Source organism: Veillonella nakazawae (assembly GCF_013393365.1).
Classification (GTDB): domain Bacteria; phylum Bacillota; class Negativicutes; order Veillonellales; family Veillonellaceae; genus Veillonella; species Veillonella nakazawae.
In genome coordinates this window covers 1,895,953-1,921,036 of sequence record NZ_AP022321.1, presented here as the reverse complement: position 1 = coordinate 1,921,036, position 25,084 = coordinate 1,895,953, and the positions used below count along the sequence as shown (strand labels likewise).

Sequence of the window (25,084 nt, the reverse complement as noted above, 5' to 3'; positions counted from 1 at the left end):
GAGAATAAATCTATGTATGTACTTGATAGTAATACTTTTATTGATGCTAAGAACCGCTATTATGGATTTGATATAGTCCCATCATTTTGGAATAAATTAATAGAGAATAGTCCAGAAAATATTCTAACTATTAAGCCGATTGAAGATGAAATTATGGCTGGACATGATGAATTATCATCATGGTTTCAGGATAATTACACTGTTCATGCATACGCATCGGACTCTGCTGAAATTCAACAGGTTTTTGCTAGGATTTCTAATTATGTTGCAGAGAATACTCAATACAAAGACTCGGAGAAGGCTCATTTTTTATCTAAGGCCGATCCTTGGATTATTGCATACGCATATGTAAATAATTGTGTGGTTGTAACGCATGAGATATTGGCTCCTGGATCCAAAAAAGTCAAAATCCCTGATATTTGCAACTTTTTACATGTGCAATATATAAATGTATTTGAGATGCTTAGGGAGTTACATATTCAAATATAGAAAATAGGAGCCTCTTTTGAGGAGACTCCTATTTTTATTTTATATCTAATGTAAAGGGTTTATTATATACTTGCTTGAATGCAAAATTTGCAACAGATGAGGCGGGACTGCCAATTTTTACTTCTGTAGGAATATTATCATTTTGTTCTTGATTAAGATAATCCCCATTCAATGCCCAATAAGTTGTAGTCCCACCAACTTTTGTGATACCAGAGTTATTAAATAGCTTTTCAGCTAATTTTTTTCTAGATGCAGTTTCAAAATACTCGTAATCTTTAGAAGGTTTTTCATTAAGCACTTCTATAGCAGCTTCACGAATAAGGTTTTCTATACTGTTGTTCCAGTCATAATTATAATAGGTTGTAACCTCGGCAATTGTATTGTATTGATAAGCTACATAATAAGAGGTAGTTTCAATTGTATAGTATGGAGGATTATATTGAATAACCTTAGTTTGGCTTGGTTCATAATATATTGACATGTTTTGTTTTGTTGGAATAGGTGTATATAATTCTGGATGAGATTTTAAAATATTTAATGAGATTGCATTACTTGTAAATGGTAGAAATATAATAGTTAATAGTAACAATATAGCAATTTTTTTCATTTCTATCCTCCTCCTAGTAAGAATGATTTGTTTTTATTATTTTAACATAATAATTAAAGTATTTTTTTGTGATTTTTATTGAAATTGGACTGTTTGAAGTTACCTTTTTAAACTGTTATAATTAAAAGATACCAATTAATCTATCTTCTTATATAGAATGGAGATTTATGAAACAAACAAATACTAGAGCGATGGTAGAGACTGCATTTGTATCGGCCATCGTTGTTATGTTAACCATAGTAGGTTCTACGGTTCCTATCCTCAGTTTGCTAGCAACCTTGGTTGCACCTGCTGGGATTGCACTCATTGGTATCCGGTGGGGCAGCCGATATAGCTGTGCCGCATCAGCAGTGGCATTCGTTCTTGTCTCCTTGTTAGTGGGCCCATTAATGGCAATGGCTACTATCTTGGCATATTCCTTGCCAAGTATTTTCCTCGGTGAAGCTTTTAGATCAAATTGGTCCTTTGGTAAGCTCATCGTTATACCAGCCATTGCACTTACGTTAACGAGCCTTATAGGAATTTTAGTGTCTGCTGGACTTACATCTTTTGATTTATCTCAAGTTAATCATATGATTGATGTAGACCTTAAGAATGCTATTATTGAATCTGTAAAACAGCAACCTATGACACAAGAGCAAATGAACGAGTATATCAATCGTTTAGATTTGGCGTTTGACCAAGCAAAACGTATGCTCTTAGCTTACTGGTTTGCAGCCAATGTAGTCGTAACCTATATTTCAGCGAAGCTTGTATCTTATATTGGTCGTCGTACAAATAGTGTTATGCGTACGTTGCCAACAATGGATACGTGGCGAATGCCGATTTGGGGTGCTGGTACATTAGCAATAGGTATTATCCTTGCTTATGGCGGTCAGTACTTGGGCTATGCCAATGGTATTCTTTCAGATATAGGCCTGAATATTGCCTTATTTGGTGGCATGATATGTGGTCTAAATGGCATTACATGTTTGCTATCCATTATGAAGTCTTATAACTTGGCAGGCATCTTTAAGTTTGCTATTGTAGGCTTCCTGTATGTGATGAGTCCAATGGCACTCGTTATATATGGTATTTTAGATATGTTTTTAGATATGCGAGCACGTTTCCAAAAACGTAGCTTGTAATAGAAAGGAGGCCGTTATGAAATCCTTTCAACGGAAATGGGAAGGTTTAGAAGTTACCATTATTACCGTTATCGTATTATTGTTATTATTGTTGGCCTATCTAAATTGGGCCATTGCAATTCTAGCTTTAATTATCGTGGTAGCGGCGTATTTGGTTAATTATAACACCCTTCATAATCGGCGTCGTTTAGCAAGGGAACAGTTTGGGGCGATGATGAAAAACGTCACACAAGCTTCGAACTTTGCTTTACAAAACTTGCCAATGGGCATTGCTCTTGTTAATAAACAAGGTACCCTCGTATGGAATAATAGTGTCTTTGCAGACTGGGTTAAGGTAGATTGGAATAAACTTCAAAAAATGTCTGCTCTTATGCCTGGCTTCCGTATTGATAAAATCTGGGGAAAATCTGGATTTATGACGGAGCAGTACGAAGACAAGTATTTTCAAATTATTTACAAATTCATTGATCCTCGTGATACACGTCCAGAGCTTCATAGTGAAGATGAACTGGCTGACCATGCAGTGATGGCGCTTTACTTTAAGAATATTACAGACTTAGAAAAGGCGCGTATTAAAGCGGAAGAAGATCAGCCTGTGTGGGGCATGATTCAAATCGATAATCTTGAAGAATTGACAAAGGGTCTTAGTGACCGTGAGTACACTAGCGTTTGGGCAGATATTAATAACATTATTATGGATGAAATTGATAGACAAGAAGGTTTCATTCGTAACTTCCAAGATGATATGTATACCTTTGCTATTTCTCGTGGTGCGCTTCATGCGATGGAGGAAGATGGGTTTAAAATCCTTGAGAAAATCCGTAAATTGCCTTCTCCGCGCCAAGTGCCTGCCACAATTTCTATCGGGATTAGCGAGAACGTAGGCTCTGTAAAAGAGGTTTCTAGTCGTGCTCGTGCTGCTCTAGATATTGCATTAGGTCGCGGTGGTGACCAAGTGTGTATTATGGATGGTGAAAGTACCCGCTTCTTTGGAGGCAATACAGCTGGTGTTGAGAAGAATACCCGTGTTCGTGCTCGTGTTGTATCGCAAGCTTTACATGAGCTTATGCTTGATTCCGATAAAATCCTTGTGATGGGTCATAAGCGTGAAGACTATGATGCGTTAGGTGGCATTGTCGGTGTTGTAGCTATTGCGCGTACCTTGGGTAAAGAATTACGCATCGTACTTTCAAAGGAAACGAGCGCCATTGATAAAATGGTAACTGTTCTGAAAGAAGATGAGTTCTGGACAGAACATATCATCACCCCTGAAGCGGCAAAAGCTTGGGTAGACGCTAATACGCTCACTATTGTATGTGATACACATCGCCAAGAAATGGTAGCAGCTCAAGAGGCTCTTGAAATTTCTGAACGACGCATCGTTATCGATCATCACCGCCGTGCAGCGGACTTTGTAGAAAATCCATTACTTACTTATTTGGAACCTACTGCATCGTCCACATCTGAGCTTGTTACAGAGCTTGTACAATACGCAGGTGGTGGCGTAAAACTTTCAAAGGCAGAAGCTACAGGTATTTATGCTGGTATTGTGCTTGATACGAAGAACTTTGTGCAACAAACTGGGGCACGTACCTTTGAAGCGGCTGCATTCTTGCGCCGTGCAGGGGCAGATATTGAACGGGTTAAACAATTATTTATTGAAACCTTCGATTCTGTTCAATTGCGTGCTAAAATGGTATTTGAAGCCAATCGAACTGAAGGGATTGCTATCTCTGTAGCACCTGAAGGTCTGAAGGATATGATGGCATTAGCTGCACAAAGTGCGGATATGCTCATCAGTAATGAAGATATTGAAGCAGCCTTTGTACTGTATTCCTTGAATGACGGCGGTATCGGCGTTAGTGCTCGATCCAAAGGCAAGGTAAATGTACAGGTTGTAATGGAAGCCTTGGGTGGCGGTGGTCACAGAACCGTGGCTGGTGCCCAATTACAAGGTATGACGATAGAGGAAGCGAAGAAGGCTATTTTAGACCATGCTCTTGAAGCCCTTCATTCCGCAGAGAAAGAGGAGGAAGAACAATGAAAGTAGTATTGTTGGAAGACGTTAAAAAGGTTGGTAAAAAAGGCGAAATCGTTGAAGTTAGCGATGCATATGGCCGTAATGTATTAATCAAAAAAGGTCTTGGCCTTGAAGGTACAGCAACTAACGTAAATAATGCGAAACAAAAGCAAGAATCCATCGCTCACAATAAAGCTGTTGCCAATGATGAGGCTAAAATCTTGGCAGCCCAATTGACTAAGGTTGAAGTAACTGTAAAAGTTCGCATGGGCGAAGAAGGTCGTGTATTCGGTTCCGTTACTGCAAAAGATATTTCTGATGCAGCTAAAGCGCAATACAAAGTAGATATCGATAAAAAGAAAATCGAAATCAAAGAACCATTGAAAACATTAGGCGTACATGATGTACTCGTTCGTGTTCATCCTGAAATTACAAGTACTATCAAGGTTAACGTAGTAGCTGAATAATAGTGTTCACCATGCTCTTTGAGTATGGTGAATTCTTTTATCCATAGTGGTTTTATAAAGGGGATTATCATGGATGTACGCATTCCACCGCATAATTTAGATGCGGAAAAAGCCGTTTTGGGGGCTTTATTAACGAATGGATCCAACTCGGGTGCCGTTGTCGATACAGTGACGAGTATTCTAAAATCTGAAGACTTTTACCGCGATGCGCATCGTATTATTTATGATGCTATCTTAGAAATCGTGCATGCTAACAAGACGGCGGACTTTATCACTGTTGGTGAAGAGCTAGATCGTCGTAAGCGTCTCGATGCGGTAGGCGGTCTTGCATATATTACATCTTTGGCTAATGAATCGGTGTCCTACAATGTAGAGGAACATGCGAAAATCATTAGTGAGAAAGCTCAGTTGCGCCGCCTTATCGATGCAGGGAATAAAATCGTAGGCATGACGTACGCTGGCGAAGATGAGCCAACAGCTATCCTTAACAAGGCGGAACAAATGGTATTGGACGTAAGTGGTCAAACACAGTCTGAATCATCATTTGCTCCTATTGGGGAGGTTGTGTTATCTAACTTAGATAAATTAAATGCATTGCAACAGCATGATGGCGCTATTACAGGTGTTCCAACAGGCTTTAAGGATGTAGACCATGTCTTCAATGGACTGCAGAAATCTGACCTCATCCTCGTAGCCGCTCGTCCTGCGATGGGGAAAACGGCTTTCACCTTGAACATCGCTCAAAACGTAACGATGTTGTACGACAAGACGGTAGCGTTCTTCTCCCTAGAAATGGGCAAGGAACAGCTCGTTGGTCGTATTCTATCCTCCGTGGCAGGTGTGAGTTCTGAAAAATTGCGCCGTGCGAATATGGACCCTACTGACTGGGAAAAGGTTATCGCTGCAGCGGATCGCATGAGCAAGTCTAAGCTCTTTATCGATGATACGCCGGGCCTTACCGTACAAGATATGCGCTCTAAACTGCGCCGTCTTAAGGTAGAACATGGTCTCGATCTCGTTATTGTCGACTATATTCAGTTGATGCAAGGCCGCAACTCCGGTAAGGGCAGCGAGAATCGTCAACAAGAGGTGTCTGAAATCTCTCGTAACCTTAAATTGATTGCTCGTGAGTTTAACGTGCCGCTCATCGCCTTGTCTCAGTTGTCTCGTAGTGTTGAAAGCAGACCAGATAAACGGCCTGTACTGTCTGACCTTCGTGAATCTGGTTCCCTCGAACAAGATGCGGATATCGTTATCTTCTTGTACCGCGATAAATATTACGATGAAAACTCCGAAAAAGGGGACAACGCAGAAGTCCTCATTCGTAAACACCGTAATGGTTCCGTCGGTACCGTGGAACTCCAATTCATTGGGGAATTCACACAATTTAGAGACGTGGAATTCCGAGACATGGGGCCGGAACAATAATGAAAACTATCGTGGGGTGCCTATATTGATGGGGCCCGACTTTATTTCGACAACTTAGTTACAAAAAAGCACCACCTATCTCGTGGCTCCAAACGACGCGTAAGTCGCCCCTCGATAGGTGGTGCTCTTTTTGTATTACGTTAGCCCAAATAAGTCCCATCAATATATTGGCACTAGATAGTTTTCATTGTATTGTTGGAAGAACTAGGAATATACCTTACTAATCTTCGAGCCATAAACCGTGGCGAGTCCGAGGTTTTAAGTGAAGCTCTTGAATTATTTGACTCTTGTGATAACGAGAAGGATTTTTTGAGCAATAAACGACAACAATTGTGGTTAAGAAAGATTTCCATAGATCTTAGAGGTCACTTTTTTAGGCTTAAAGAGTCTAGCATGAAGTATCGTAGTGAGCAGGGATTAGTTTATTATAGAAGGCCTAAAGAAACCATATTGAATTAAGTTATACATGTACTTAAGAGTACCTACTATTAGATTTTATGTCTAATAGTAGGTACTCTTTCATTTTTATGTCCAAAATTTGCCGCCATAATAACAAACATATGTTTGAAAATACTCTGTATTTTTGTTATACTAATCATAGAAATTATTCTTCTTGTAATTCTTATAAACTTCAGGTATTTAGCGGTTTGAGGAGGTGTTTGTATGGGTTCAGCTGATACGGATCGAATGTATATGTGCATTGATTTGAAGAGTTTTTACGCGTCTGTGGAGTGTGCCGATTTGGGGCTGGATCCGTTTACGACGCCTCTGGTGGTGGCCGATGGGTCTCGTGGCAAAGGGGCTATTACATTGGCCATTTCACCGGCCTTAAAAAAGCTAGGTGTTAAGAATCGCAGTCGTCTTTTTGAGATTCCTCCGCACATTGAGTATTTGACGGTGAAGCCTCATATGAAGCGGTACATGCAGGCGTCTGCTGAGATTTACGGGACTTTGCTCAAGTATGTGGCACCTGAGGATGTACATGTATACTCTATCGACGAGTATTTTATCGATATTACGCCTTACTTACCGCTCTACAAGAAAACGCCTCGAGAGCTAGCGCAGATGCTACTTGATGCGGTGTTAGAGGCGACCAAGATTTATGCCACCGTTGGGATTGGAACAAACTTGTTCCTTGCCAAGATTGCTCTCGATATCCTGGCAAAACATGCGCCTGATTTTATAGGATATCTTGATGAAAGCCTCTTTAAAGAGAAAATTTGGTATCATCAGCCCTTGACCGACATTTGGCAGATTGGTAAGGGCATAGCCAACCGCTTACATAAATATGGAGCTTATGATTTGCATGGTATTACCATGGTTCCAGAGGCTAAGCTGTATAAGGAGTTTGGCATTAACGCCGAGCTCATCATCGATCATGCTTGGGGCCGTGAGCCGTGTACGATTGCAGATATCCATGCGTATCGTCCTATTAAGCATTCTATCTCGCATAGCCAGATTTTGTTGCGTAACTATACTTACGAAGAGGCCTACGTGCCTATGCGGGAAATGGTGGAGTCCTTGGTACTAGAGCTTTTACAAATCAAAGGGGTTACGAATCATATTCACGTTCATATCGGCTATGCAGATGAAATGGTGCGCTCTACTGGAGGTTCTAAAAAGCTTAAACAGTACACTGATTCATTGCAAGCATTAACGACGGCAGTAATTAAATTATATGAACAACATTGCCATAAAAATGAACTTATACGGCGTATAGGCGTAAGCTTTGAGGATTTAGTCAATCGCTCTGCTATACCTCAGGAGATAGATTTATTTAGCTCTCTTGCGACGGAGGAAGAGGAAAAGGAGCGGCAAGTACATGAGGCGATGTTATCTATTAAGGAGCAGTTCGGTAAAAATGCTATTTTACGTGCCTCTAGCTTGCAAGATGAAGGGACAATGCGCTTTAGAAATACCTTGGTAGGTGGCCATAATGGGGAATAAATAGTGTAATGGATACCATGGCAATTGAACGAAGAATACAATTGAAAATAGATTAGTCGCATAAGGGGAGGTATATATTAATGAAACATCGTATGTCTCGTTTACAACGGGCGAAACAATTTATGCCCTTTGCGGCATTAAAGGGATTTGAAGTACTACTGGCAGCTATGGCACGGCCTAAAGAGAATCGTGTAGAGCTATCGGAGGATCAAATAGAGGAATTAAACCGTACTATACAATCCTTGGTGGAAGGAGATTTTGTACGAGTGCTTTATTATACAGGTCATTGCTATACGGAATTAGTAGGGACTATCGAGGCGATAGGTAAACCTGCCCATAGTCTATCTATTGAGGGCGTAGCCATTGCTTTTAAAGATATAAAGGAAATTAATCTTTTTGAATAAGAATCCTTTTGAATAAGAACCTTTGAAGAGTTGATAATAATAACACTAATGTAATTGGTAAAGTAATCAAATAAAGAAACTCAGTAAAGTAAATTGTAAAGTGAAGAAAAATAGATTTGGCCTATGCTCATGTATGATGAGTATAGGCTATTTTACTATTGTTTATTATCATAGATATTTTGATAATTCTTCTTGACATACACCATATCTTCTATTAAAATAAACATATGAATGAGTATTCATATAAAAAATATCTGATGAAAAATGTTTAGGAACATATATAACAAGATATGAAACAAGATATGTCTAATAAGTATTAGAAAAATATTACCTATTAACTTACAATACAGGATAGAAGCTTTCACTATTATCAAAGGAGATATCATGGAAGAAACATTATTGCTGAAGGATTTGAACTGTGCGAACTGCGCAGCAAAAATTGAAGATCGTATCCGTAAAATGGATGTTGTAGAGACTGCAAATTTCACAATTGCTACACATCAATTAAAATTAACCGGCTCTTGGGAAGACCGTGAAGCTCTTAAACGTGATATTCAAGAGATTTGTGATGCCATCGAAGAAGGCGTAACCGTAGCTGATTATGAGCGTAAATCTAAAGCGGCTATGGATGATCATGGTCATGATCACGATCACGGTAGTGATGCTGTAACAATTGCAGTCATCGTAGCAGGCTTGTTATTCATGATTTATGAAGTTTTGTCATCCTTCGTCCCATCCATCGGCTTGCCAGAGAGTATTGAAACTCCAATTTACTATGTTGCGTATATTCTTCTTGCGTTCCCAGTATTGCGCACTGCAGGTCGTAATATCCTAAAAGGTGAAGTATTCGATGAAAACTTCTTGATGTCTATCGCTACATTGGGCGCTATTGCTATCGATGCATTACCTGAGGCCGTAGGTGTTATCTTGTTCTACCGTATTGGTGAGTTCTTCGAAGAAAAAGCAACTGATCGTAGTCGTACAGAAATCATGAACGCTGTCGATATGCGTCCTCAAGAGGTGCGGGTTGTAGATACAGACTGCGGTGGTGAAATCGTAGTTATGGCTCCTGAAAAGGTTGAAGTAGGCTGGACTATCGAAGTTCGTCCTGGCGATTTAATTCCTCTAGACGGCACAGTGCTTGAAGGTGAAACACGCGTTAATACAGCACCTGTAACAGGTGAACCTGTACCTGTTCGCGCCGTACCTGGCACTCAACTTATGTCTGGTTGCATCAATGAATCTGGTCGCATTACAATGCGTGTAGATAAGGTTCTTGAAGAATCCATGGTTACTAAAATTCTTGATGCCGTGGAAAATGCAGCATCTTCTAAACCTAAAATCGACCGTTTCATTACGCGTTTTGCTCGCGTATACACACCAATCGTTGTAGCTCTTGCATTGGCTGTAGCTATCATTCCATCCCTTATTACTGGTGAATGGCATAAATGGATCTACACAGCCTTAACATTCCTCGTTATTTCTTGCCCATGTGCATTGGTGCTTAGCGTGCCACTTGCATTCTTCTCCGGTATCGGCAATGCGTCTAAACACGGTATCTTATTAAAAGGTGGTCGCGTTATCGAGGCGTTGGCTAATGTGAAAGCAGTAGCTCTTGATAAAACTGGTACTATCACATCTGGTGAGTTCAAAGTTCACAGCGTAGAAACTGTAGGCTCTCATGTAAGTTCCAGTCAATTGTTATCCATGGCGGCAGCTATCGAAGCCGTTTCTACACATCCAATCGCAACAAGCATCGTGTCTGAAGCAAAAGATCAAGGCCTTACAGTGGAACCTTCTGATTTCGTTCAAGAGTTAGCTGGTGAAGGTATGGTGGGTATGACTGATGGTCAACAAGTACTTATTGGTAACCGTCGTCTTATGGAACGCTATAATGTTCAAGGCTATCCAACAGAGGCTGCTGAATATGGCACAGAAGTTCTTGTGGCAGAAGGTAATACATACTTAGGTCGTATCATCATCGCCGATGAAGCTCGCCCAGACTCTGCTGAAGCGATTGCTAATCTTAATGGTCAAGATATTAAAACTGTTATGCTTACAGGTGATGCTGAAGCAAGTGCAAATTACATCGCTAAAGAAACTGGCGTAAGTGCTGTATGTGCTCAGTTGTTGCCTCAAGATAAATTGTCCGTTGTACAAGATATTCGCTCTGAATATGGTCCAACTATGTTCGTAGGGGATGGCATCAACGATGCTCCAGTACTTGCTGGTGCTGATGTTGGTGGCGCGATGGGTAGCGGTGCTGATGCGGCTATCGAGGCAGCAGATGTTGTGTTCATGCGTCCATCCTTGACTGCTATTGCACATATCCTTGACTTGTCCAAAGCGACATTGCGTGTAGCATGGCAAAACGTTGTATTCGCTATTGCTGTTAAAATCCTTATCATGGCGCTTGGCCTCATGGGCTATGCATCCATGTGGTGGGCAGTATTTGGTGATACTGGCGTATCCATCCTTTGTATCTTGAACTCTGTTCGCATCTTGCGCCGCAATTAGGTGAAAGCAGAGTTTATAGCTCTGTAGAGGAACGAAATAAATTACATTCTCCTAATCTGAATGATTAGGGTTGATATAAATAACCTCTAGGTTAGTAACTGACTAACTTAGAGGTTATTTTATTGTGTGGATTAAACATTTATGATACTTTTACTATATACATCTGTACATCATAAATAGACATAAAACTGTATATGTATGTTCTAGATACACAAAACTTTCACAATTGAATTGAATAATAGCTATAAAATAGTATATAATTTATTAGATGATTACTATAAGTTCGTTGGAAGGAGGGATAGCATGATTACGGTGTATAAACACATAGAAGAAGAGTTAGTTTCCGATAGCACTGTATCAGATGCCACAAAAGGTTCTTGGGTAAATTTGGTGAACCCAGACCCCGATGAGTTATCCCTTATCAATATTTTGACGGAAATCCCAACGGACGTTTTAAAGACCGCTCTCGATATGGAAGAACGTTCTCACGTGGAGTTAGAGGATAACTACATCTTTATCGTTATCAATATTCCGGTTATCCGCGGTAACGATATGTATGATACAGTACCGCTTGGTATTTTCTTGACGCCAGACTTCTTCATTACTATCTGCTTAGAAGAGTCTGAAGTGTTGTATCCATTTATTTCTAATCAGATTTCTACGTTCTATACATACAAAAAGACGCGTTTCTTGTTCCAAATCTTGTATCGCACAGCAACTATGTTCTTGCGTTACTTGCAACAAATCAACCGCCGTACTGACGATATTGAAGTCCAATTGCGTCATACTACAAAAAATAAAGACTTCTTCCAATTGTTGGAATTACAGAAATCCATGACATACTTTACATCTGCATTGCGCACGAATGGTACTGTTATGGAACGTCTATTGCGCTTGCGTGGTCATAGCTCCTATAAACACCTCCTCAAAATATACGAAGAGGATGAGGACTTGCTAGAGGACGTTATCATCGAGAATAAACAGGCCATCGAGATGGTTGAAATGTACTCCAATATATTGATGAACATGATGAACGCCTTCACATCCATTATTTCTAACAACCTTAACTTGGTTATGAAAATGTTGGCTACTCTAACGATTGCCATGGCAGTTCCTACCATCGTATTTAGCTTGTGGGGGACAAACGTGCCATTGCCATTCCAAGATGATCCAGAGGGATTCTATGAGGTTATAGGTGTTGCATTAGTATTCTCTATTATTGCCATTATCGGTATGTGGAAAAAAGATTTATTCTAATTTATGATAATTAGTGAATACTTAATTCAATAGTAAGTAGTTGAAACATTACTTTAACAACAAATACACATGAAAAAGCTGGCTTTGAGCCAGCTTTTTTCTTGTACGATATTACGTTGTTGCTTATTATTGGGCCAATCTGATATAATAATACCGTTATGGAGAGGTGTCCGAGTGGTTTAAGGAGCTGGTCTTGAAAACCAGTGACTCCGCAAGGGGCCGTGGGTTCGAATCCCACCCTCTCCGCCACAACTTAGAAAGCCCTTTAGGTTATGATATCTACCCCCTTTACTGGATAACCAGTAAAGGGGGTATTTTAATGAGATATAGTTATGAATTTAAAAGTAAAGCAATTGAAAAGGAAATTGTTATGATAACTCTGTGATAGAAACCTTTTTTGGTAGATTGAAAACAGAAATATATTATGGTTTTGAAAAAGAATATATATTATTTAATGCTTTTGCAGTAACGATAGAAGAATACATTAATTATTACAACAACAAAAGGATCCAGAAAAAAATAAAATGGATGCCTCCTGTAAAATACAGGGAAGCATCCATGTGTTTAGGCTAGTAAATAATATGTGTCCAGGAAAATGGGTGCAGATCAATATTTTCAGACGACCTTTTTGGTGCCGTACTTAACCGTCACTACGCCTATATCTACATTCAGTAAGCTTTCCACCTGCAAAACCAATATGTCGACCGTAAGACGGGGCTGCATTACAACCTGATGCGTTATTACGAGCCAGAGGCCGGGCGGTTTGTGAATCAGGATCCTATTAAATATTTAGGAGGTACAAATTTTTATACTTATGCATTTAGTATCGTAAATTGGGTAGATTTTCTAGGATTAAATCCCTTTAGAGTGTTTTGCAAAGTTACAATAATTGTTTAACAAAGCAAATAAAAAAATAATAAATCTGATAAACGTGATCGAGAATATCAACTAGCGAAAAGGTTTTGTGATACCCCAGTACCACCTCAAGCGTCTATATGCGCAACTCTAAGTGCGCAAATTAATCATGCCAAAAGATGTATCGAGTTATAACTAATTGGGACAGAAAAATGTAACCCTGGAGACATACAATCAAAATAAATGGTTGTTAAAATAGGCTAGATGCTTTAAAAGAAAAAGCAAAATCTGAATATACTAAATAAATTCTTTATGAGGCTAAATTATGAATAATTCCTTGAAAAATCTTTTTTTTAAATATCAGGATTTCCCTAGTTTTTTGAATCATAGTCCTATAACCTCCGTACATGACTTAGGATCTATGGGAGAAGCATTATTAAATTTAGCAGTTAATTCCCAATCTAAAAAAGATGTTATTCTATTAATAGAAAATGGAGCAAATGTCAATCAACAAGGTGAATTAAATTTCACTCCTATTCAAAATGCTTGTCTTCATGGAAATCTTGATATTATTGAAATTCTTTTAAAAAATGGAGCTAAAACAAATATAAAAAATGAGTTTGGATATGATGCAAAACATTATACATCTGAAGAATATCACGATAAAAAGAAATCTAAAGAAATTAGAAACCTAATGGGATATTACAAACAATAAGTTACATATTTAATAGAAACCTGATAAAACATTAAGGCCGTCTGAAAAACGAAGAAGTTTCAGACGGCTTCGAAGAGGAAACCGGATTTGTTTGGGACGGCAGTTACCTCTTGCAGAAAGTTCAGCCGGATGGTAGATATACCTATATCTACACCGATTCCTATAGCTATAACCCTTGGAACAGGTACACAACCGGACCAACATGGTAATAAATACTCTTTAAAGAATGCACATAAGAAGGATAAATTATGTATTTAGATCAAGTAAATTATGAATTAAACAAAAAAATCAATGATTTTGTATGTAACTCAAATGATGCAACTACGCCGGAGGAAAGCATTGATATTCTGAATCAAGCATGGGAACTTTTACCCAAACCAGCCACTCAATTCGTTGAGCCTACTTCGGCAATCGCCTGTGGTATTTCAGAAAGTTATAAAAAATTAGGTGATTATCAAAAAGCCCTTGAGTGGATGTTAGTTGCACTTGAGGCACGAAAAGATGAACCTGCAGCAGGTGTGTTTATATGGACAGGAATCGTTTATTACGAATTGGGTGATATGGAAAATGCCTATAAATATTTTGACCTAACTTATAATGAGCTACGTTACACACCTTTCTCTATGGAAGACAAAAAATATTGGCAATTTTATAAGCAACGTAAAGAAGAATTAAATCCTAAGAAAAAAACCAAAAAGTAAGATTCGATATTTTCAGATGACCTTTTTGGTACCGTACTTAACCGCCGCTACGCCTACGACCCGTTCGGCATCCCAAGAGAGATGACCGACATCCACGGTAACCTCTTGTGGTTCGGCGAATACACCGCCTGGGGTCGTCTGAAAAAAGATGAGCGGGTTTACAAGAATGCGCACCAGCCGTTTAGATTGCAAAACCAATACTTTGATAAAGAAACAGGGCTGCATTACAACCTGATGAGATATTACGAGCCTGAGGCCGGACGGTTTGTGAATCAGGATCCAATTGGGTTGTGGGCTGAGGAGTTGTAATTACTTTAGCAGTCGTAGCTGATGCAGGAATATGGGTATTATTAATGGAAAAAGAATTATTATGTATTTTAAAAAAATATGAGATGCATCCTGATTTTTTTGGTGACACTATTAAAGATATAAATCAAGTAGGAGGTATGGATGATACAGTTTTACATATTGCAGCTAGAAATAATTCTTTAAATGATGCTCTTGTATTTCTTCAAAATGGAGCATTGATCGATCTTAAAGGGGACTTGGGATATACTCCCCTACATTATGCATGTATGTTTGGAAATATAGAAATGGTGAAATTACTTCTTGATAATGGTTCTGATAAAAATATACAAAATGAATTTGGAGAAAATGCCGTTAGAATTGCAATTAACTCATCCAGCGAAAATAAAGAGAAGATAGTAAAACTATTAATTAAAAATCAAATGTCAGATAAACAAAAAAATGAAAATGCTTTACATTTAAATACACTTTTACTAAGCTCGATAGAAAATCCTAGTATAGATAATGATTGTTTCATAGAATTATTTAGCTATTATTCTAATATATCCCAAGGAGAAGTAAGTGAATTATTTAATTTACTGCAATCTTTAGCCAAAGATGAAATCAATATAATTTATGATTTTTTAGAATATATTTCCACGTTTATCAAAGACTTAGGACTATGTTGTGAATTTGAAAAATTTCTTATGGAGGTAAAATATATACAAGAACGAAATTATCTAGAGGAAAAAATTAAGCCTACTTTTCCAGTTTTCAAAGTTGATAAAAATAACATCATAAGTTTTGATGATAGTGATAACTCTTATATATTTTCTATAACGCAACTATCTACTAAAACTTGGATTGAGATTACATACGATGATTTTCTCTCAATACTTGAATCACTAGAGTGGCAAGCTTTTACTAATAAGGCTTTATTATATTTTACTCCTTGCTGTTTAAAATATATTTTTTCTAATTTATCTAAATTTCATTTATATGGTTACGTTGTTGAATTTTTATATATTGCCCTAAGAAACCAAAGTACGATATTTAACACTACTCAAATCAAATTAATTATTGATTTTTTAAAATTAATCCAAAATTTTAACCAGGAAATTAGTGTTGAAACACAAAAAAAAATAACAAGTACTATCCAACTTTATTTATAACTTCCCGGCCTTCAAAGGTGCGGTGGGCGTCGGTCGGCCGGTGAATCCGATACATGGTTTGTGATTTATGGAGGATACTTTTATGTTCAAATCAAAATTATTTCCCGAGGATTTTTTTAATATATGTATTAAGCGTAAAGTAGAAATTAAAAAGTTAGATAAACTTCCTAAGCTGGATAATAACTATTTGTTATTTATTGCTAAGTATCAGGAAGTAGAAATAATACCTGATATTTCTCTTTTTAATTATGAAGAGGCTTTAAATGAAAATAGATACCTAGAGTGTAATTATCCCGAAATATCAAGGTGTTTTTGGAGTATTGGACAAGCAGGACAGGGAGATGGATGGTTTTTAAATAAAATAGATAATACCATTTTCCATTATAATCATGATGCTGGAGAGTATACCAGATCTGGCTTTACAAATTTAGGGATAGATTTCTCACAATTTATCCAGGTGGCTTTGTTATACAGAGATTTAGAGCACCTATTAGATGAAGGAGAGACACTTACGGATAATATAAAAAGTGAGTTTATATATTCAGTAAATAGTATAAGTAATAATTTGTTTGATGTTTATCCATATAAGTATTTTTAATTGGAATATTCAATAAATTTATTAAGCAAGTCGTAGCCCGCACAAAGCCTTCAGTCCTAATGTAGAGTGTATGTGGTTCGCACACCGTTTCTGTTTTTCAGACGACCTCAATCATTTTTCGAAGTCGTCTGAAATATTGGTTCTTTAACTATCTAGGCCAAAACCGCCTACAAATATGGTCAGGACGGTCGGTCGGTTTGTGAATCAGGATCCGATTGGGCTGTTGGGTGGGGATAATCTTTATGGAAGAGGATAGGATTATGTTGGATAGATTATATTTAATCAAACTGATTGATCAGTTAAGAAATTTTGAAGGTTCAGAAGAGGATGAAGCTGTATTTCTTGAAAAATTAGTAAATTTGGTCACAGATCCAAATATATCAGATTATATATATTGGACAAACATGAGCTCCGAGGAAATAGCTGATAAAGTACTTAGTTACAAACCTATTATCCTTCCTGATTTAAGAAATTCTTAGTCTACATGAAATTTTTAGTTTTAATGTAACGCATATGTGGAATACATACATGTACTATGTGTAATAAACGACCTAATAAGAAATGTTGATTATTTGACAAATTATAACTGAAAGGAGTGATGAAAATGAAAATTAAGAGTTTAGTTGAGAAAATGGGTGGAGTTCAAAGGTTTACATTTGAACCACTGATTCCTACATCTAGAAAATCAATGTCTAAATTTTTAGATATTACTAAAGAAGAATTTTCAGATTATTTGGATTATCTTGAATTATTTGGTGGAGAGACAGGATTTATAAAAGAATTTAAGTTAACACCATATAGTAATTTGCCTGAATATTGTTATCCTGATGACGATATTCCTGTGGGTGGTAATATCGAATGGAATGGTGGTGATTTAGGCTTTTTTTATGGTGAAAATATAAACTACCAAAAAAACTCCCAAATTAGTGAAAGGCTTGAAAAATACAAAAATAGAATACCAGATAATTTTCTACCAATATCAAGTAATGAATTTGGTGATTTAATTTGTCTATGTACTCAAGGAGAAAGAATTGGACAAATTTTCTATTGGGATCATGAAAATGAATGGGATGAAGAAGATTATTTTGATGAATTTGGTGTACAAATGCCTGAAGAAGTAAAATTCCAAAATATCTATTTAATTGGTAAAAATCTATATGATTGCTTTAGTAGAATGATTCCAGTTTAATAATTAAAGCAAGCCGTAGCTCGTATAAAACCTCCAGTCTCGAAGTAGGTTGTGTGCTGTGTTCAACCTCCGCTACATCTACGACGCACTGGGCAACCTGATCTACCGCCAGTTGACTAATGGCGAGAACCAATATTACCAATACGATTTAGAAAACCAGCTCGTCCGTGCTGAAATCAAAAAGTCCGCCGGCAATACCGAAATTTGGATATACGCCTACGCCCCATTCGGATGCCGCCTTTCTAAAGACCGCCACGACAAACTCGCCTGGACGAGCACTGACCCGAAACGCACCTACTTCGTTTGGGACGGCAGCTGCCTATTTCCACAACGACCAAATCGGCATACCGCCTAGAAAGGATTTAATCCATGATTAAAAATTTAAAAATTAATGACGGTAAAGCTACTGCTTTAATATCTTTATCGCCTAGTGGTAGGCAACCGCAAGATATAACCATTTTTATTGATGATGAATCAGGAGATATACAAAGAGAAAGCCAAATTCATCCAATTCTTGATAAGATAGAGAGCTTTTTTAAACAAATAAACATTGATGATTTAATAAGAGAAATCTCAATAGAGATTAATCAAGCCTGTTATGAGCAAAGTGATTATGAATCAATGGAGTCCGATAATAAAGAATTAGCAAATGACTTAAGAATTATGAATATTACAGCATATTTTGATGATTTAGTATTTATATACTATTCTAATTTGTTTCTTCCTGATATGGAAATATCTGCTCAAATAACCTATGAAGGGAAATTAGAAAATTTGGAAATATATGATAAATAGTGCCGATATTTGGTCACCTGGAGGAGCAAATATATCTAAAGAAACGATATTAAAAGGATTAGGAAAATCAGCTGTGACTGTACCTAAAGGATTTTTCTAGAAAAATTACAAAGGAAATAAGGATGAGTTATCAACTAATAAATAATTTTATAAACCTCTTACTAGATTATGGTTGGCATGTTCAAAATGCTGATAGTTCAGATTTATTCTATATTTCTGGATCTGAGATGGTTTGGAATTTGATAAATGATGATTTATATAGAACAAATACATTAGTTTTTTTTGTTATTGGAGATTTGGGCGAATTAAGCAAGAAACTTAAAGATATTATTTATGTTACTGATAATAAAGGAAATAGAATTATCTTTAAGAAAGATAATTTATCTGACCAAATTAATTTTATTAGAAACCTATAATAACAATAACAACGACCTCTATGCGGTTATGGCATCAAATTATTGTTTGACAACACCGAAGAGATATTAAAAATGCAAAACAAATTAAGAGAAGGGGTTAGGACCGGTAAATATACTTGTACTGCACCAATTTCTAAAAGTAATAGTAAGAAAGGAAAAAATGATGACTCTTTATCAAATATACTCTGCTGTTGATAATGAAGAAGCGTATGTGGACTTAAAACAGGATGATAGAAAAATTGTAGAATTTATTAATTACAATAAAGGTAATTATACAGATGAAGCAGTTTTTATAGCTCAGAGTGGATATACCTCCAAAAATATTTCTAATACAGATTTTATTCAAACAATTCCTAAGATGTTATTGTTCTCTGAAACTTTCATTAATAAATTGGCTGATAAATTAAAAAATGAATTAGATTTTTTTCCGGCTAAACTTAGAATCAAGAATGATGAATTTAAATTTTTCCTTGGAAAAATTAAATTAACTGCTGAATTGGTAAATATGGAAAAATCAAATTTTTATGAAATAGATGGAGAGAAATTTATCGATTATCCACCTATATTCTTTGAAAATATATCTGGCTTCGAGTTTTGTGCAAAAGATATAAATGATGATTTAATTTGGGCTTTTTCTGATAAATTCAAAGAATTAGTTGTTAGTAATAATTTGAAGATGGAATTTCTTCCTCTAACATGAAATACTCTGTAAGTAAGTTATAGCAAATCGTAGCCCGTACGAAACCTCCAATCCTGGCTTAGGGCATGAGCAGTACGCACATACGCGGTTTCGCCTGTCTAAACCACATCAACGAAAACGGAGAAAGTGGCCAACAAACCCACTACTTCCACTTCGATCAAATCGGCATCTCGCGTGAGATGACCGATGGCGAAGACAACCTGGTTTGGTTCGGTAACTACACCGGCCGGGATCGTCTGAAAGTAGAAACCAAGGTAACGGATGCCGCATACCAGTCCTTCCGGCTTCAAAACCAGTACGCCGACCGTGAGACGGGACTGCATTACAACTTCTTCAGGTATTACGAGCCTGAAGTGGGGCGGTTTGTGAATCAGAATCCGATTGGGTTAGCAGGAGGAGAAAATTTCTATCAATTTTCTACCAATACAAAAAGTTGGATAGATCCATTAGGATGGATTTATTGGAAGAAAAGTACTCCTAAACCTCCTGGCTGGCGTTAGCCAAAAGATGGAACATGGGTAGGAATTTCAGGACATTCTCCTTTTACCCCAAATAATCCTTCCAAATTACGGTACAAGATACTAAAGCCTATTTACGACAAAATAATCTGATTTTGCATCATTCTAGTAGGAATACGGCTCAATTGATCCCTGAATCTTTACATGATGGTATTCGACATACAGGTCCTGTCAGTGTGATGCATAATAAACAACCTAAGAAGAAATGTTGATTATTTGACAAAATTATAACTGAAAGGCGTAATGAAAATGAAAATTAAGAGTTTAGTTGAGAAAATGGGTGGAGTTGCAAGGGTCGGAGCAAAGCCTTTCGATCCTTTATCACGAAAAATAATGTCAAAATTTCTAGATGTTGATAGAAAAGAATTTTCTGATTATTTAGATTATTTGACGTGTTTTGGAGGAGAGACATATCTAAATGAAGTATTTTATAAATTAACCATGTATAACAATGGACTACCAAGCTATTGTTATCCCTCTGATTCACCAATAGAAAATGTTGTAATAAAGAAAGGGGAATTTGGTTGTTTCTATGGGGAAGGGGAATCGTATCAAACTGGCTATTCATAGAGCAATGCTATAAAAAAAATGGAAAATAGGATTCCTACGAATTTTTTACCTATTGCTGAGAATAACTGCGGAGATAGGATATGTCTTTGTATAAAAGGGGAAAAAATAGGACAAATTTTTTATTGGTACCATGAAAACGAATGGGATGAAGAAGATTATTTTGATGATTTTGGAAAAACTATGCCTGAAGAAGAAAAGATGCAAAATATGTATTTAGTCGGAGAAAATTTGTATGACTGTTTTAATCGTATGGTCTTAGAAGAAGAATAATTGTCTGAAATATTGGTTCTTTAACAACCTCATCAGCAAAAGATCAGCTAAAAAAGGCTCTGACTGATTTTGAAGGTGATTTAAATGACCCAAAAAGTAGCACTAGAAGAAAGGATATAGCTAAAAGAGGAATTGAAAAATTTAGGAAAATGTTAATGAGGTTATTATGGATATCACATCTTTCTTAAAAACAGGCAGATTTGAAGATTTGTCTGTGGGTATGTCATATAGTAGTTTTCAAAAGCGGAAACAATTCAAACATTCGTCTAAATGGTTATACGATGACGATAATATAGAAAGTGGTTTTTCTATTTTTTGGAAGGGATTAGAAATTGGTTTTAGGGATGAAGTTATTTATTTGCTATCAATAGATCCTTATTTCAAAGGTGTAACTATTGCTAAAAAATATAAAATTAATAGGAAATTAACTATTGAAAAATTTGTACAATATTTGGCTTTTGCCGATATTAAATGGAAATTTGTATCAAGGGAGGAGTGGGAACATGAGTGTGAGATAAAAACAGAAGGAGGAGTTTCTATTATTTTCACATTTGAATTAGATGGTTTAAGAATCTCTAAATTTTCGGTCTCATAAAAATAAACGTAATTAGGTCAAGCCTTCCCCACAAGGTCCCCTTTTTTCAAATACAAAAAACTCTAAAATATAAATCTTTCAAATATTTAGACGTTTTATATTGCTCATTAGTTTATGTAAAACTAACACCAAGCGTAGGTTGAGTCTAGCAAGCCGAAGCCCACACAAAACCATCAATCCCAACGTAGGGTGCGTGCGGAACGTAGGCAGTTTCTGCCTTTCAGACAATCTCGAAGATGAAACCCGCTTCGTTTGGGACGGCAAATATACCTATATCTACACCGATCCCGAAAGCTATGAACCCTTGGCGCAAGTCCACGACTGGTCAACCGAAGACGGCGAAAGCTGACAACAAACCCACTACTTCCACTGCTACCAAATCAGCATCCCGAGAGAGATGACCGATAAGGACGGCAATCTCTTATGGTACGGCTAATATACCGCATGGGGGCATCTGAAAGAGGAAACCAAGGTAACGGATAGCGCATACCAACCCTTCCGATTGTAAAACTAGTATGCCGATCGTGAGACGGGGCTGCCCTACGAACACATTTGCCATATAGTACCCCAACAGGAATAATTAACCAGATTGTTCCTAGATAATAGATATAAAAATTGAATAAAGGATATTAATTTATGGATAATTTCAAAAAAATTCTTGTGGATATACAAGATTTAATCAAATCTAGTAATGGAAACTTAATTACTTATGGAAAATCAAATTTTATTTTTAAAAAAAGATATGATGTTTCTATAAATGAGATAAATGATTTTGAGAAAAAATATAAAGTCAAATTCCCTAATATATATAGAGAATTTCTTCTAACAGTAGGATCTTGTACTTTGTTTCAAGATGAGTTACTACCTGGATTCGATTTTTTAGCTCCTAACGAACTTTATGATTGGTCACAACAAGTTTTTGAAGGAACTGATTGTAATTTATTCCCTAATATCTTAATTACAATTTCCATTCCAAGAACTGGCGAGCAAGCTGGTTTCCTTCTTACAAAAGAAAATGAAAATTTTGGTGTTTTTTTTCCCGATATTCCTCCTGAAGAGTGGGAAGAGGATACGGAATTTGAAAAATTTGAAGACTGGCTAGAAAACTTGATGAAAGAAAAACTAGAGGAAATTTAAAAAATTTGGATAACCAATTTTAAAAATATTTATCATTTAGCAAATCTAACAAAAATAACATCATGCCGTCTGAAAACACTATCCTAAACCTTTTCAGACGGCCTTTCTCGTTCTTTAACAATTCAACTTCTCACTACCGTTTACGGACGCGACGGTAAAAAGCTGCGCGGTTTCGCCTACCGAAACCATATTATGTTCGAACACAGTCAGCCCGAGGGACTGGTGTCTTGCTACGAATACGATCGTTACGACCCCTTGGCACAGGTATGCAACTGGACCAGTATGCCGACCGTGAGACGGGGCTGCATTACAACTTCTTCAGGTATTATGAGACTGATGCAGGGGAAGTGTTAATCAGAATCCGATTGGGTTGGCTGGTGGAGGATTCCATGAATGGTTCCCCGTTTCAATGGCTGATAAATTGGAAGGAGCAAAAACTAAACGTGGTGCCATCATGAGGATTAAGAATTTTGCTGAAAAGTTTACTCGTGGTGGTAAAAAATCTGTTGGGGGATGTTGAGGAATATAGATTAATACCCTATTATGTTAAAATATAATTATTATTATTTATGAACAAAGAGAGGATCTTATATGATTGATTCAACAACTAAAGATATGATTTCTGTGTGGATGGGGACATCTTTTAAAACACCTGATGAGTTTAATGAATATACAGATGGAATGGAGGACTCAGATTCTCATTGTCCAGCTTTTGCAGATTTTGGAGTTTCATTTATTGATTCCGATTATTTTGTGGCATTCCAGACAGATAATGGGGAAATTGTGCCAGTTGAAGTGTTAGCAGAAGAAGTTGGGGCACACTCCAATAAAGTTATAAAAGATATTGTGAAAGTAGCAAAAGAGAAAGGAATAAATGAAGGTAATTCTTTATATTACTATTCTAATGCAACATTTTATGAGGAAAATCCAGATAAACTTTACAATGATTTGAAGTTTATAGGAACTTTTAAAGACCCAAGAAAAAAATATCGCTAGTGATAGTGAAATATTAGTCAGGATATCCACCCGTACGGCAGATATCGAAATATAAAAGGTTATTAAACGAGCACTAAGTCAAAGTTACACGTATTTCAGAGAACTAGGAGCACTTTAAAATGAATAGACATGAATTAGAAGCCTTATATACTTTAAATAATCCTGCTACTAGCCAAGCTATAAAAATGTTACCTCCAGAGTGGCATATTTTATATCCTTCATATCTTCAATTTTTAGAACTAAGCAATGGATTATTTGGAGATGAGATAACCCTTTTGGAAGCCGAGGATATCCAACAAAGGAATATTGACTATGAAGTAAAAGAATATTTGCCGAATTTTCTTATGATTGGAGATAATGGTGGAGGGGTTGCCATTCTGATGGATAATAAAAATCAAAATATTTTTGCTGTCGGCATGGGAGTAATGAGTGAAGACTCCTTAGAAAAAATATCATCTTCTTTAGAAGACTTTCTATTAGTAAAAAAAGGAATGTTTAATTATTAGCAAGCCGTAGCCCGCACAAAATCTTCAATCCTGACGTAGGGTGTATGCGGTATGCACGCGGTTTCTGTTTTTCAGACAGTCTCACTCCGTTCTTTGAGACTGTCTGAAATATTGGTTCTTTAATAATCCGATTATTGATCAGCATCAAGGCCGTCTGAAACATTCGTCCTTTAAAAATTTCTCATTCACGCATTGGGCAACCTGATCTACCGCCAGCTGCCTAATGGTGAAAACCAATATTACTAATACGATTTAGAAAACCAACTCGTCTGCGCCGAAATCAAAAAGCCCGCGGGAAATACCGAGATCTGGAGATATGAGTTCAAGTCCCGATTGGAGAAAAGGTAAAAATAAACAGGGACTAACGTGGCATCATCATGAGGATACAAAAAGGTTGGTACTGGTTAATTATAATGACCATAGAAGAAATCATGGTCTATATCACCCACAAAGAAAAGGTGGAAGAAGTATATGGGGAGGTGGTAGACCAGGTCAACGAGGAAAATTAAACGATCGCACTGGTAAACCATTAGCTAAATGTTAATTTAATCATAGAAGGAACAAAAAATGAATTTAGATAAATTTTATAGAAGAAAAATTAGTATATCAGAAGTTATTGATTGTGCTAGATTATTCAATGATGATGATACTGATAAATTTGCCAAATTTCCATACATATATATTTCTTCTGATAAAGATGAGAGTATTCTTGATTTAGAGACGGTTTGTTATTTAGATAACGGCCCAAAAATAATGAATGGATAAGATATTTTATGTAGTGGGGATGTATTTATGGATGTTTA

31 protein-coding genes, 1 tRNA gene and 2 pseudogenes are annotated in these 25,084 nt (G+C 36.8%); 33 read left to right on the top strand and 1 reads right to left on the bottom strand.

Features of this window, described 5'->3' with window-relative positions; all coding sequences use genetic code 11:
* Window positions 1–12 precede the first annotated feature (12 nt).
* Window positions 13–489 carry a DUF4411 family protein gene (locus VEIT17_RS08965; RefSeq protein WP_178885758.1) on the top strand — a complete coding sequence of 159 codons (477 nt, stop codon included), beginning with the start codon at window positions 13–15 and terminating at the stop codon, window positions 487–489.
* Window positions 490–523: 34 nt separating this feature from the next.
* Here VEIT17_RS08965 and VEIT17_RS08960 read toward each other — a convergent pair whose 3' ends face one another.
* On the bottom strand, window positions 524–1,096 hold the full coding sequence (locus VEIT17_RS08960; RefSeq protein WP_178885756.1) for a hypothetical protein: 573 nt from the start codon (window positions 1,094–1,096) through the stop codon (window positions 524–526).
* A 167-nt stretch (window positions 1,097–1,263) separates the two neighbouring features.
* Between VEIT17_RS08960 and VEIT17_RS08955 the strand changes: the two genes are divergently transcribed.
* The 32 genes and pseudogenes from VEIT17_RS08955 to VEIT17_RS09855 all read left to right on the top strand — a co-directional run bounded on the left by VEIT17_RS08955 (window position 1,264) and on the right by VEIT17_RS09855 (window position 25,046).
* Complete coding sequence (locus VEIT17_RS08955) at window positions 1,264–2,223, top strand: DUF2232 domain-containing protein (RefSeq protein ID WP_178885754.1); 960 nt, start codon at window positions 1,264–1,266, stop codon at window positions 2,221–2,223.
* A gap of 16 nt (window positions 2,224–2,239) precedes the next feature.
* The gene (locus VEIT17_RS08950; RefSeq protein ID WP_178885752.1) at window positions 2,240–4,267 is read left to right on the top strand and encodes a DHH family phosphoesterase; all 2,028 of its coding nucleotides are present in this window, start codon (window positions 2,240–2,242) and stop codon (window positions 4,265–4,267) included.
* A complete protein-coding gene (gene rplI / locus VEIT17_RS08945) occupies window positions 4,264–4,710 on the top strand; it encodes a 50S ribosomal protein L9 (protein ID WP_004694699.1) in 447 nt (148 codons plus the stop codon). Before VEIT17_RS08950 ends, rplI begins: the two co-directional genes overlap by 4 nt.
* Before the next feature lie 69 nt (window positions 4,711–4,779).
* The gene (gene dnaB / locus VEIT17_RS08940) at window positions 4,780–6,138 is read left to right on the top strand and encodes a replicative DNA helicase (protein ID WP_178885750.1); all 1,359 of its coding nucleotides are present in this window, start codon (window positions 4,780–4,782) and stop codon (window positions 6,136–6,138) included.
* Window positions 6,139–6,801: 663 nt separating this feature from the next.
* Window positions 6,802–8,085 (top strand): Y-family DNA polymerase, encoded by a 1,284-nt coding sequence (locus VEIT17_RS08935; protein WP_178885748.1) that lies wholly within the window; start codon window positions 6,802–6,804, stop codon window positions 8,083–8,085.
* A gap of 80 nt (window positions 8,086–8,165) precedes the next feature.
* The gene (locus VEIT17_RS08930) at window positions 8,166–8,489 is read left to right on the top strand and encodes a YolD-like family protein (protein ID WP_178885746.1); all 324 of its coding nucleotides are present in this window, start codon (window positions 8,166–8,168) and stop codon (window positions 8,487–8,489) included.
* A 384-nt stretch (window positions 8,490–8,873) separates the two neighbouring features.
* Window positions 8,874–11,006, top strand: a complete 2,133-nt coding sequence (locus tag VEIT17_RS08925; protein WP_178885744.1) for a heavy metal translocating P-type ATPase — start codon at window positions 8,874–8,876, stop codon at window positions 11,004–11,006.
* Window positions 11,007–11,309: 303 nt separating this feature from the next.
* Window positions 11,310–12,263 (top strand): magnesium transporter CorA family protein, encoded by a 954-nt coding sequence (locus VEIT17_RS08920; RefSeq protein WP_178885742.1) that lies wholly within the window; start codon window positions 11,310–11,312, stop codon window positions 12,261–12,263.
* A gap of 160 nt (window positions 12,264–12,423) precedes the next feature.
* Window positions 12,424–12,512 (top strand) — tRNA-Ser (locus VEIT17_RS08915).
* Window positions 12,513–12,635: 123 nt separating this feature from the next.
* Window positions 12,636–12,836 (top strand): annotated as a pseudogene (locus tag VEIT17_RS09950) (IS3 family transposase); the annotation flags it as partial.
* 111 nt (window positions 12,837–12,947) lie between these two features.
* A complete protein-coding gene (locus VEIT17_RS09945; protein ID WP_105093678.1) occupies window positions 12,948–13,160 on the top strand; it encodes an RHS repeat-associated core domain-containing protein in 213 nt (70 codons plus the stop codon).
* Window positions 13,161–13,539: 379 nt separating this feature from the next.
* A complete protein-coding gene (locus VEIT17_RS08900) occupies window positions 13,540–13,833 on the top strand; it encodes an ankyrin repeat domain-containing protein (protein ID WP_178886052.1) in 294 nt (97 codons plus the stop codon).
* Window positions 13,834–14,081: 248 nt separating this feature from the next.
* Window positions 14,082–14,534 carry a tetratricopeptide repeat protein gene (locus VEIT17_RS08895; RefSeq protein WP_178885740.1) on the top strand — a complete coding sequence of 151 codons (453 nt, stop codon included), beginning with the start codon at window positions 14,082–14,084 and terminating at the stop codon, window positions 14,532–14,534.
* 81 nt (window positions 14,535–14,615) lie between these two features.
* Window positions 14,616–14,843 carry an RHS repeat domain-containing protein gene (locus tag VEIT17_RS09895; protein WP_197923040.1) on the top strand — a complete coding sequence of 76 codons (228 nt, stop codon included), beginning with the start codon at window positions 14,616–14,618 and terminating at the stop codon, window positions 14,841–14,843.
* A 44-nt stretch (window positions 14,844–14,887) separates the two neighbouring features.
* A complete protein-coding gene (locus VEIT17_RS08880) occupies window positions 14,888–15,991 on the top strand; it encodes an ankyrin repeat domain-containing protein (RefSeq protein ID WP_242013257.1) in 1,104 nt (367 codons plus the stop codon).
* An 82-nt stretch (window positions 15,992–16,073) separates the two neighbouring features.
* Window positions 16,074–16,589, top strand: a complete 516-nt coding sequence (locus VEIT17_RS08875; protein WP_178885738.1) for an SMI1/KNR4 family protein — start codon at window positions 16,074–16,076, stop codon at window positions 16,587–16,589.
* Window positions 16,590–16,849: 260 nt separating this feature from the next.
* Complete coding sequence (locus VEIT17_RS08870; protein WP_178885736.1) at window positions 16,850–17,068, top strand: hypothetical protein; 219 nt, start codon at window positions 16,850–16,852, stop codon at window positions 17,066–17,068.
* 125 nt (window positions 17,069–17,193) lie between these two features.
* Window positions 17,194–17,778 (top strand): SMI1/KNR4 family protein, encoded by a 585-nt coding sequence (locus VEIT17_RS08865; protein WP_178885734.1) that lies wholly within the window; start codon window positions 17,194–17,196, stop codon window positions 17,776–17,778.
* Window positions 17,779–17,836: 58 nt separating this feature from the next.
* Window positions 17,837–18,133, top strand: coding sequence for a hypothetical protein (locus tag VEIT17_RS08860; protein WP_197923039.1), 297 nt, complete (start codon window positions 17,837–17,839; stop codon window positions 18,131–18,133).
* 14 nt (window positions 18,134–18,147) lie between these two features.
* Window positions 18,148–18,573, top strand: a complete 426-nt coding sequence (locus VEIT17_RS08855; protein WP_178885733.1) for a hypothetical protein — start codon at window positions 18,148–18,150, stop codon at window positions 18,571–18,573.
* 122 nt (window positions 18,574–18,695) lie between these two features.
* Entirely contained in the window at window positions 18,696–18,989 is a 294-nt protein-coding gene (locus VEIT17_RS08850) for a hypothetical protein (protein WP_178885731.1), read from the top strand.
* Window positions 18,990–19,149: 160 nt separating this feature from the next.
* Window positions 19,150–19,689, top strand: coding sequence for a hypothetical protein (locus VEIT17_RS08845; RefSeq protein WP_242013256.1), 540 nt, complete (start codon window positions 19,150–19,152; stop codon window positions 19,687–19,689).
* A gap of 65 nt (window positions 19,690–19,754) precedes the next feature.
* Window positions 19,755–20,189 (top strand): RHS repeat-associated core domain-containing protein, encoded by a 435-nt coding sequence (locus VEIT17_RS09890; protein ID WP_178885729.1) that lies wholly within the window; start codon window positions 19,755–19,757, stop codon window positions 20,187–20,189.
* Window positions 20,190–20,450: 261 nt separating this feature from the next.
* Window positions 20,451–20,777 carry a hypothetical protein gene (locus tag VEIT17_RS08835; protein ID WP_197923038.1) on the top strand — a complete coding sequence of 109 codons (327 nt, stop codon included), beginning with the start codon at window positions 20,451–20,453 and terminating at the stop codon, window positions 20,775–20,777.
* An 18-nt stretch (window positions 20,778–20,795) separates the two neighbouring features.
* Window positions 20,796–21,047 (top strand): SMI1/KNR4 family protein, encoded by a 252-nt coding sequence (locus VEIT17_RS08830; protein ID WP_197923037.1) that lies wholly within the window; start codon window positions 20,796–20,798, stop codon window positions 21,045–21,047.
* A gap of 166 nt (window positions 21,048–21,213) precedes the next feature.
* Complete coding sequence (locus VEIT17_RS08825) at window positions 21,214–21,642, top strand: hypothetical protein (protein ID WP_178885727.1); 429 nt, start codon at window positions 21,214–21,216, stop codon at window positions 21,640–21,642.
* Between the two features lie 367 nt (window positions 21,643–22,009).
* Window positions 22,010–22,078, top strand: a pseudogene (locus VEIT17_RS09940) (hypothetical protein); the annotation flags it as partial.
* A 200-nt stretch (window positions 22,079–22,278) separates the two neighbouring features.
* The gene (locus VEIT17_RS08815; protein WP_178885725.1) at window positions 22,279–22,779 is read left to right on the top strand and encodes an SMI1/KNR4 family protein; all 501 of its coding nucleotides are present in this window, start codon (window positions 22,279–22,281) and stop codon (window positions 22,777–22,779) included.
* A 591-nt stretch (window positions 22,780–23,370) separates the two neighbouring features.
* Window positions 23,371–23,775: an immunity 22 family protein gene (locus VEIT17_RS08810; protein WP_156719297.1), complete on the top strand. Its 405-nt coding sequence runs from the start codon at window positions 23,371–23,373 to the stop codon at window positions 23,773–23,775.
* A 119-nt stretch (window positions 23,776–23,894) separates the two neighbouring features.
* Window positions 23,895–24,281: an SMI1/KNR4 family protein gene (locus VEIT17_RS08805; RefSeq protein ID WP_070541031.1), complete on the top strand. Its 387-nt coding sequence runs from the start codon at window positions 23,895–23,897 to the stop codon at window positions 24,279–24,281.
* A 316-nt stretch (window positions 24,282–24,597) separates the two neighbouring features.
* Entirely contained in the window at window positions 24,598–24,825 is a 228-nt protein-coding gene (locus tag VEIT17_RS09935; protein ID WP_178885723.1) for an HNH endonuclease, read from the top strand.
* 23 nt (window positions 24,826–24,848) lie between these two features.
* Window positions 24,849–25,046: a hypothetical protein gene (locus VEIT17_RS09855; protein WP_242013255.1), complete on the top strand. Its 198-nt coding sequence runs from the start codon at window positions 24,849–24,851 to the stop codon at window positions 25,044–25,046.
* Window positions 25,047–25,084 lie beyond the last annotated feature (38 nt).

What these genes read in the sequence shown, in the direction of transcription:
- VEIT17_RS08870 (WP_178885736.1), top strand. Translation starts at nt 16,850, where the DNA reads ATGTTGGATAGATTATATTTAATCAAACTGATTGATCAGTTAAGAAAT.
- VEIT17_RS08960 (WP_178885756.1), bottom strand. Translation starts at nt 1,096, where the DNA reads ATGAAAAAAATTGCTATATTGTTACTATTAACTATTATATTTCTACCA.
- VEIT17_RS08865 (WP_178885734.1), top strand. Translation starts at nt 17,194, where the DNA reads ATGAAAATTAAGAGTTTAGTTGAGAAAATGGGTGGAGTTCAAAGGTTT.
- VEIT17_RS08925 (WP_178885744.1), top strand. Translation starts at nt 8,874, where the DNA reads ATGGAAGAAACATTATTGCTGAAGGATTTGAACTGTGCGAACTGCGCA.
- VEIT17_RS08880 (WP_242013257.1), top strand. Translation starts at nt 14,888, where the DNA reads ATGGAAAAAGAATTATTATGTATTTTAAAAAAATATGAGATGCATCCT.
- dnaB (WP_178885750.1), top strand. Translation starts at nt 4,780, where the DNA reads ATGGATGTACGCATTCCACCGCATAATTTAGATGCGGAAAAAGCCGTT.
- VEIT17_RS08930 (WP_178885746.1), top strand. Translation starts at nt 8,166, where the DNA reads ATGAAACATCGTATGTCTCGTTTACAACGGGCGAAACAATTTATGCCC.
- VEIT17_RS09855 (WP_242013255.1), top strand. Translation starts at nt 24,849, where the DNA reads ATGAATTTAGATAAATTTTATAGAAGAAAAATTAGTATATCAGAAGTT.
- VEIT17_RS08950 (WP_178885752.1), top strand. Translation starts at nt 2,240, where the DNA reads ATGAAATCCTTTCAACGGAAATGGGAAGGTTTAGAAGTTACCATTATT.
- VEIT17_RS08965 (WP_178885758.1), top strand. Translation starts at nt 13, where the DNA reads ATGTATGTACTTGATAGTAATACTTTTATTGATGCTAAGAACCGCTAT.
- VEIT17_RS09935 (WP_178885723.1), top strand. Translation starts at nt 24,598, where the DNA reads ATGAGTTCAAGTCCCGATTGGAGAAAAGGTAAAAATAAACAGGGACTA.
- VEIT17_RS08900 (WP_178886052.1), top strand. Translation starts at nt 13,540, where the DNA reads ATGGGAGAAGCATTATTAAATTTAGCAGTTAATTCCCAATCTAAAAAA.
- VEIT17_RS08810 (WP_156719297.1), top strand. Translation starts at nt 23,371, where the DNA reads ATGATTGATTCAACAACTAAAGATATGATTTCTGTGTGGATGGGGACA.
- VEIT17_RS08875 (WP_178885738.1), top strand. Translation starts at nt 16,074, where the DNA reads ATGTTCAAATCAAAATTATTTCCCGAGGATTTTTTTAATATATGTATT.
- VEIT17_RS08830 (WP_197923037.1), top strand. Translation starts at nt 20,796, where the DNA reads ATGGAAAATAGGATTCCTACGAATTTTTTACCTATTGCTGAGAATAAC.
- VEIT17_RS08920 (WP_178885742.1), top strand. Translation starts at nt 11,310, where the DNA reads ATGATTACGGTGTATAAACACATAGAAGAAGAGTTAGTTTCCGATAGC.
- VEIT17_RS08935 (WP_178885748.1), top strand. Translation starts at nt 6,802, where the DNA reads ATGGGTTCAGCTGATACGGATCGAATGTATATGTGCATTGATTTGAAG.
- VEIT17_RS08805 (WP_070541031.1), top strand. Translation starts at nt 23,895, where the DNA reads ATGAATAGACATGAATTAGAAGCCTTATATACTTTAAATAATCCTGCT.
- VEIT17_RS08845 (WP_242013256.1), top strand. Translation starts at nt 19,150, where the DNA reads ATGATGACTCTTTATCAAATATACTCTGCTGTTGATAATGAAGAAGCG.
- VEIT17_RS08855 (WP_178885733.1), top strand. Translation starts at nt 18,148, where the DNA reads ATGATTAAAAATTTAAAAATTAATGACGGTAAAGCTACTGCTTTAATA.
- VEIT17_RS08825 (WP_178885727.1), top strand. Translation starts at nt 21,214, where the DNA reads ATGGATATCACATCTTTCTTAAAAACAGGCAGATTTGAAGATTTGTCT.
- VEIT17_RS08815 (WP_178885725.1), top strand. Translation starts at nt 22,279, where the DNA reads ATGGATAATTTCAAAAAAATTCTTGTGGATATACAAGATTTAATCAAA.
- VEIT17_RS08850 (WP_178885731.1), top strand. Translation starts at nt 18,696, where the DNA reads ATGAGTTATCAACTAATAAATAATTTTATAAACCTCTTACTAGATTAT.
- VEIT17_RS08955 (WP_178885754.1), top strand. Translation starts at nt 1,264, where the DNA reads ATGAAACAAACAAATACTAGAGCGATGGTAGAGACTGCATTTGTATCG.
- VEIT17_RS08835 (WP_197923038.1), top strand. Translation starts at nt 20,451, where the DNA reads ATGAAAATGAAAATTAAGAGTTTAGTTGAGAAAATGGGTGGAGTTGCA.
- rplI (WP_004694699.1), top strand. Translation starts at nt 4,264, where the DNA reads ATGAAAGTAGTATTGTTGGAAGACGTTAAAAAGGTTGGTAAAAAAGGC.
- VEIT17_RS09895 (WP_197923040.1), top strand. Translation starts at nt 14,616, where the DNA reads ATGACCGACATCCACGGTAACCTCTTGTGGTTCGGCGAATACACCGCC.
- VEIT17_RS08895 (WP_178885740.1), top strand. Translation starts at nt 14,082, where the DNA reads ATGTATTTAGATCAAGTAAATTATGAATTAAACAAAAAAATCAATGAT.
- VEIT17_RS09890 (WP_178885729.1), top strand. Translation starts at nt 19,755, where the DNA reads ATGAGCAGTACGCACATACGCGGTTTCGCCTGTCTAAACCACATCAAC.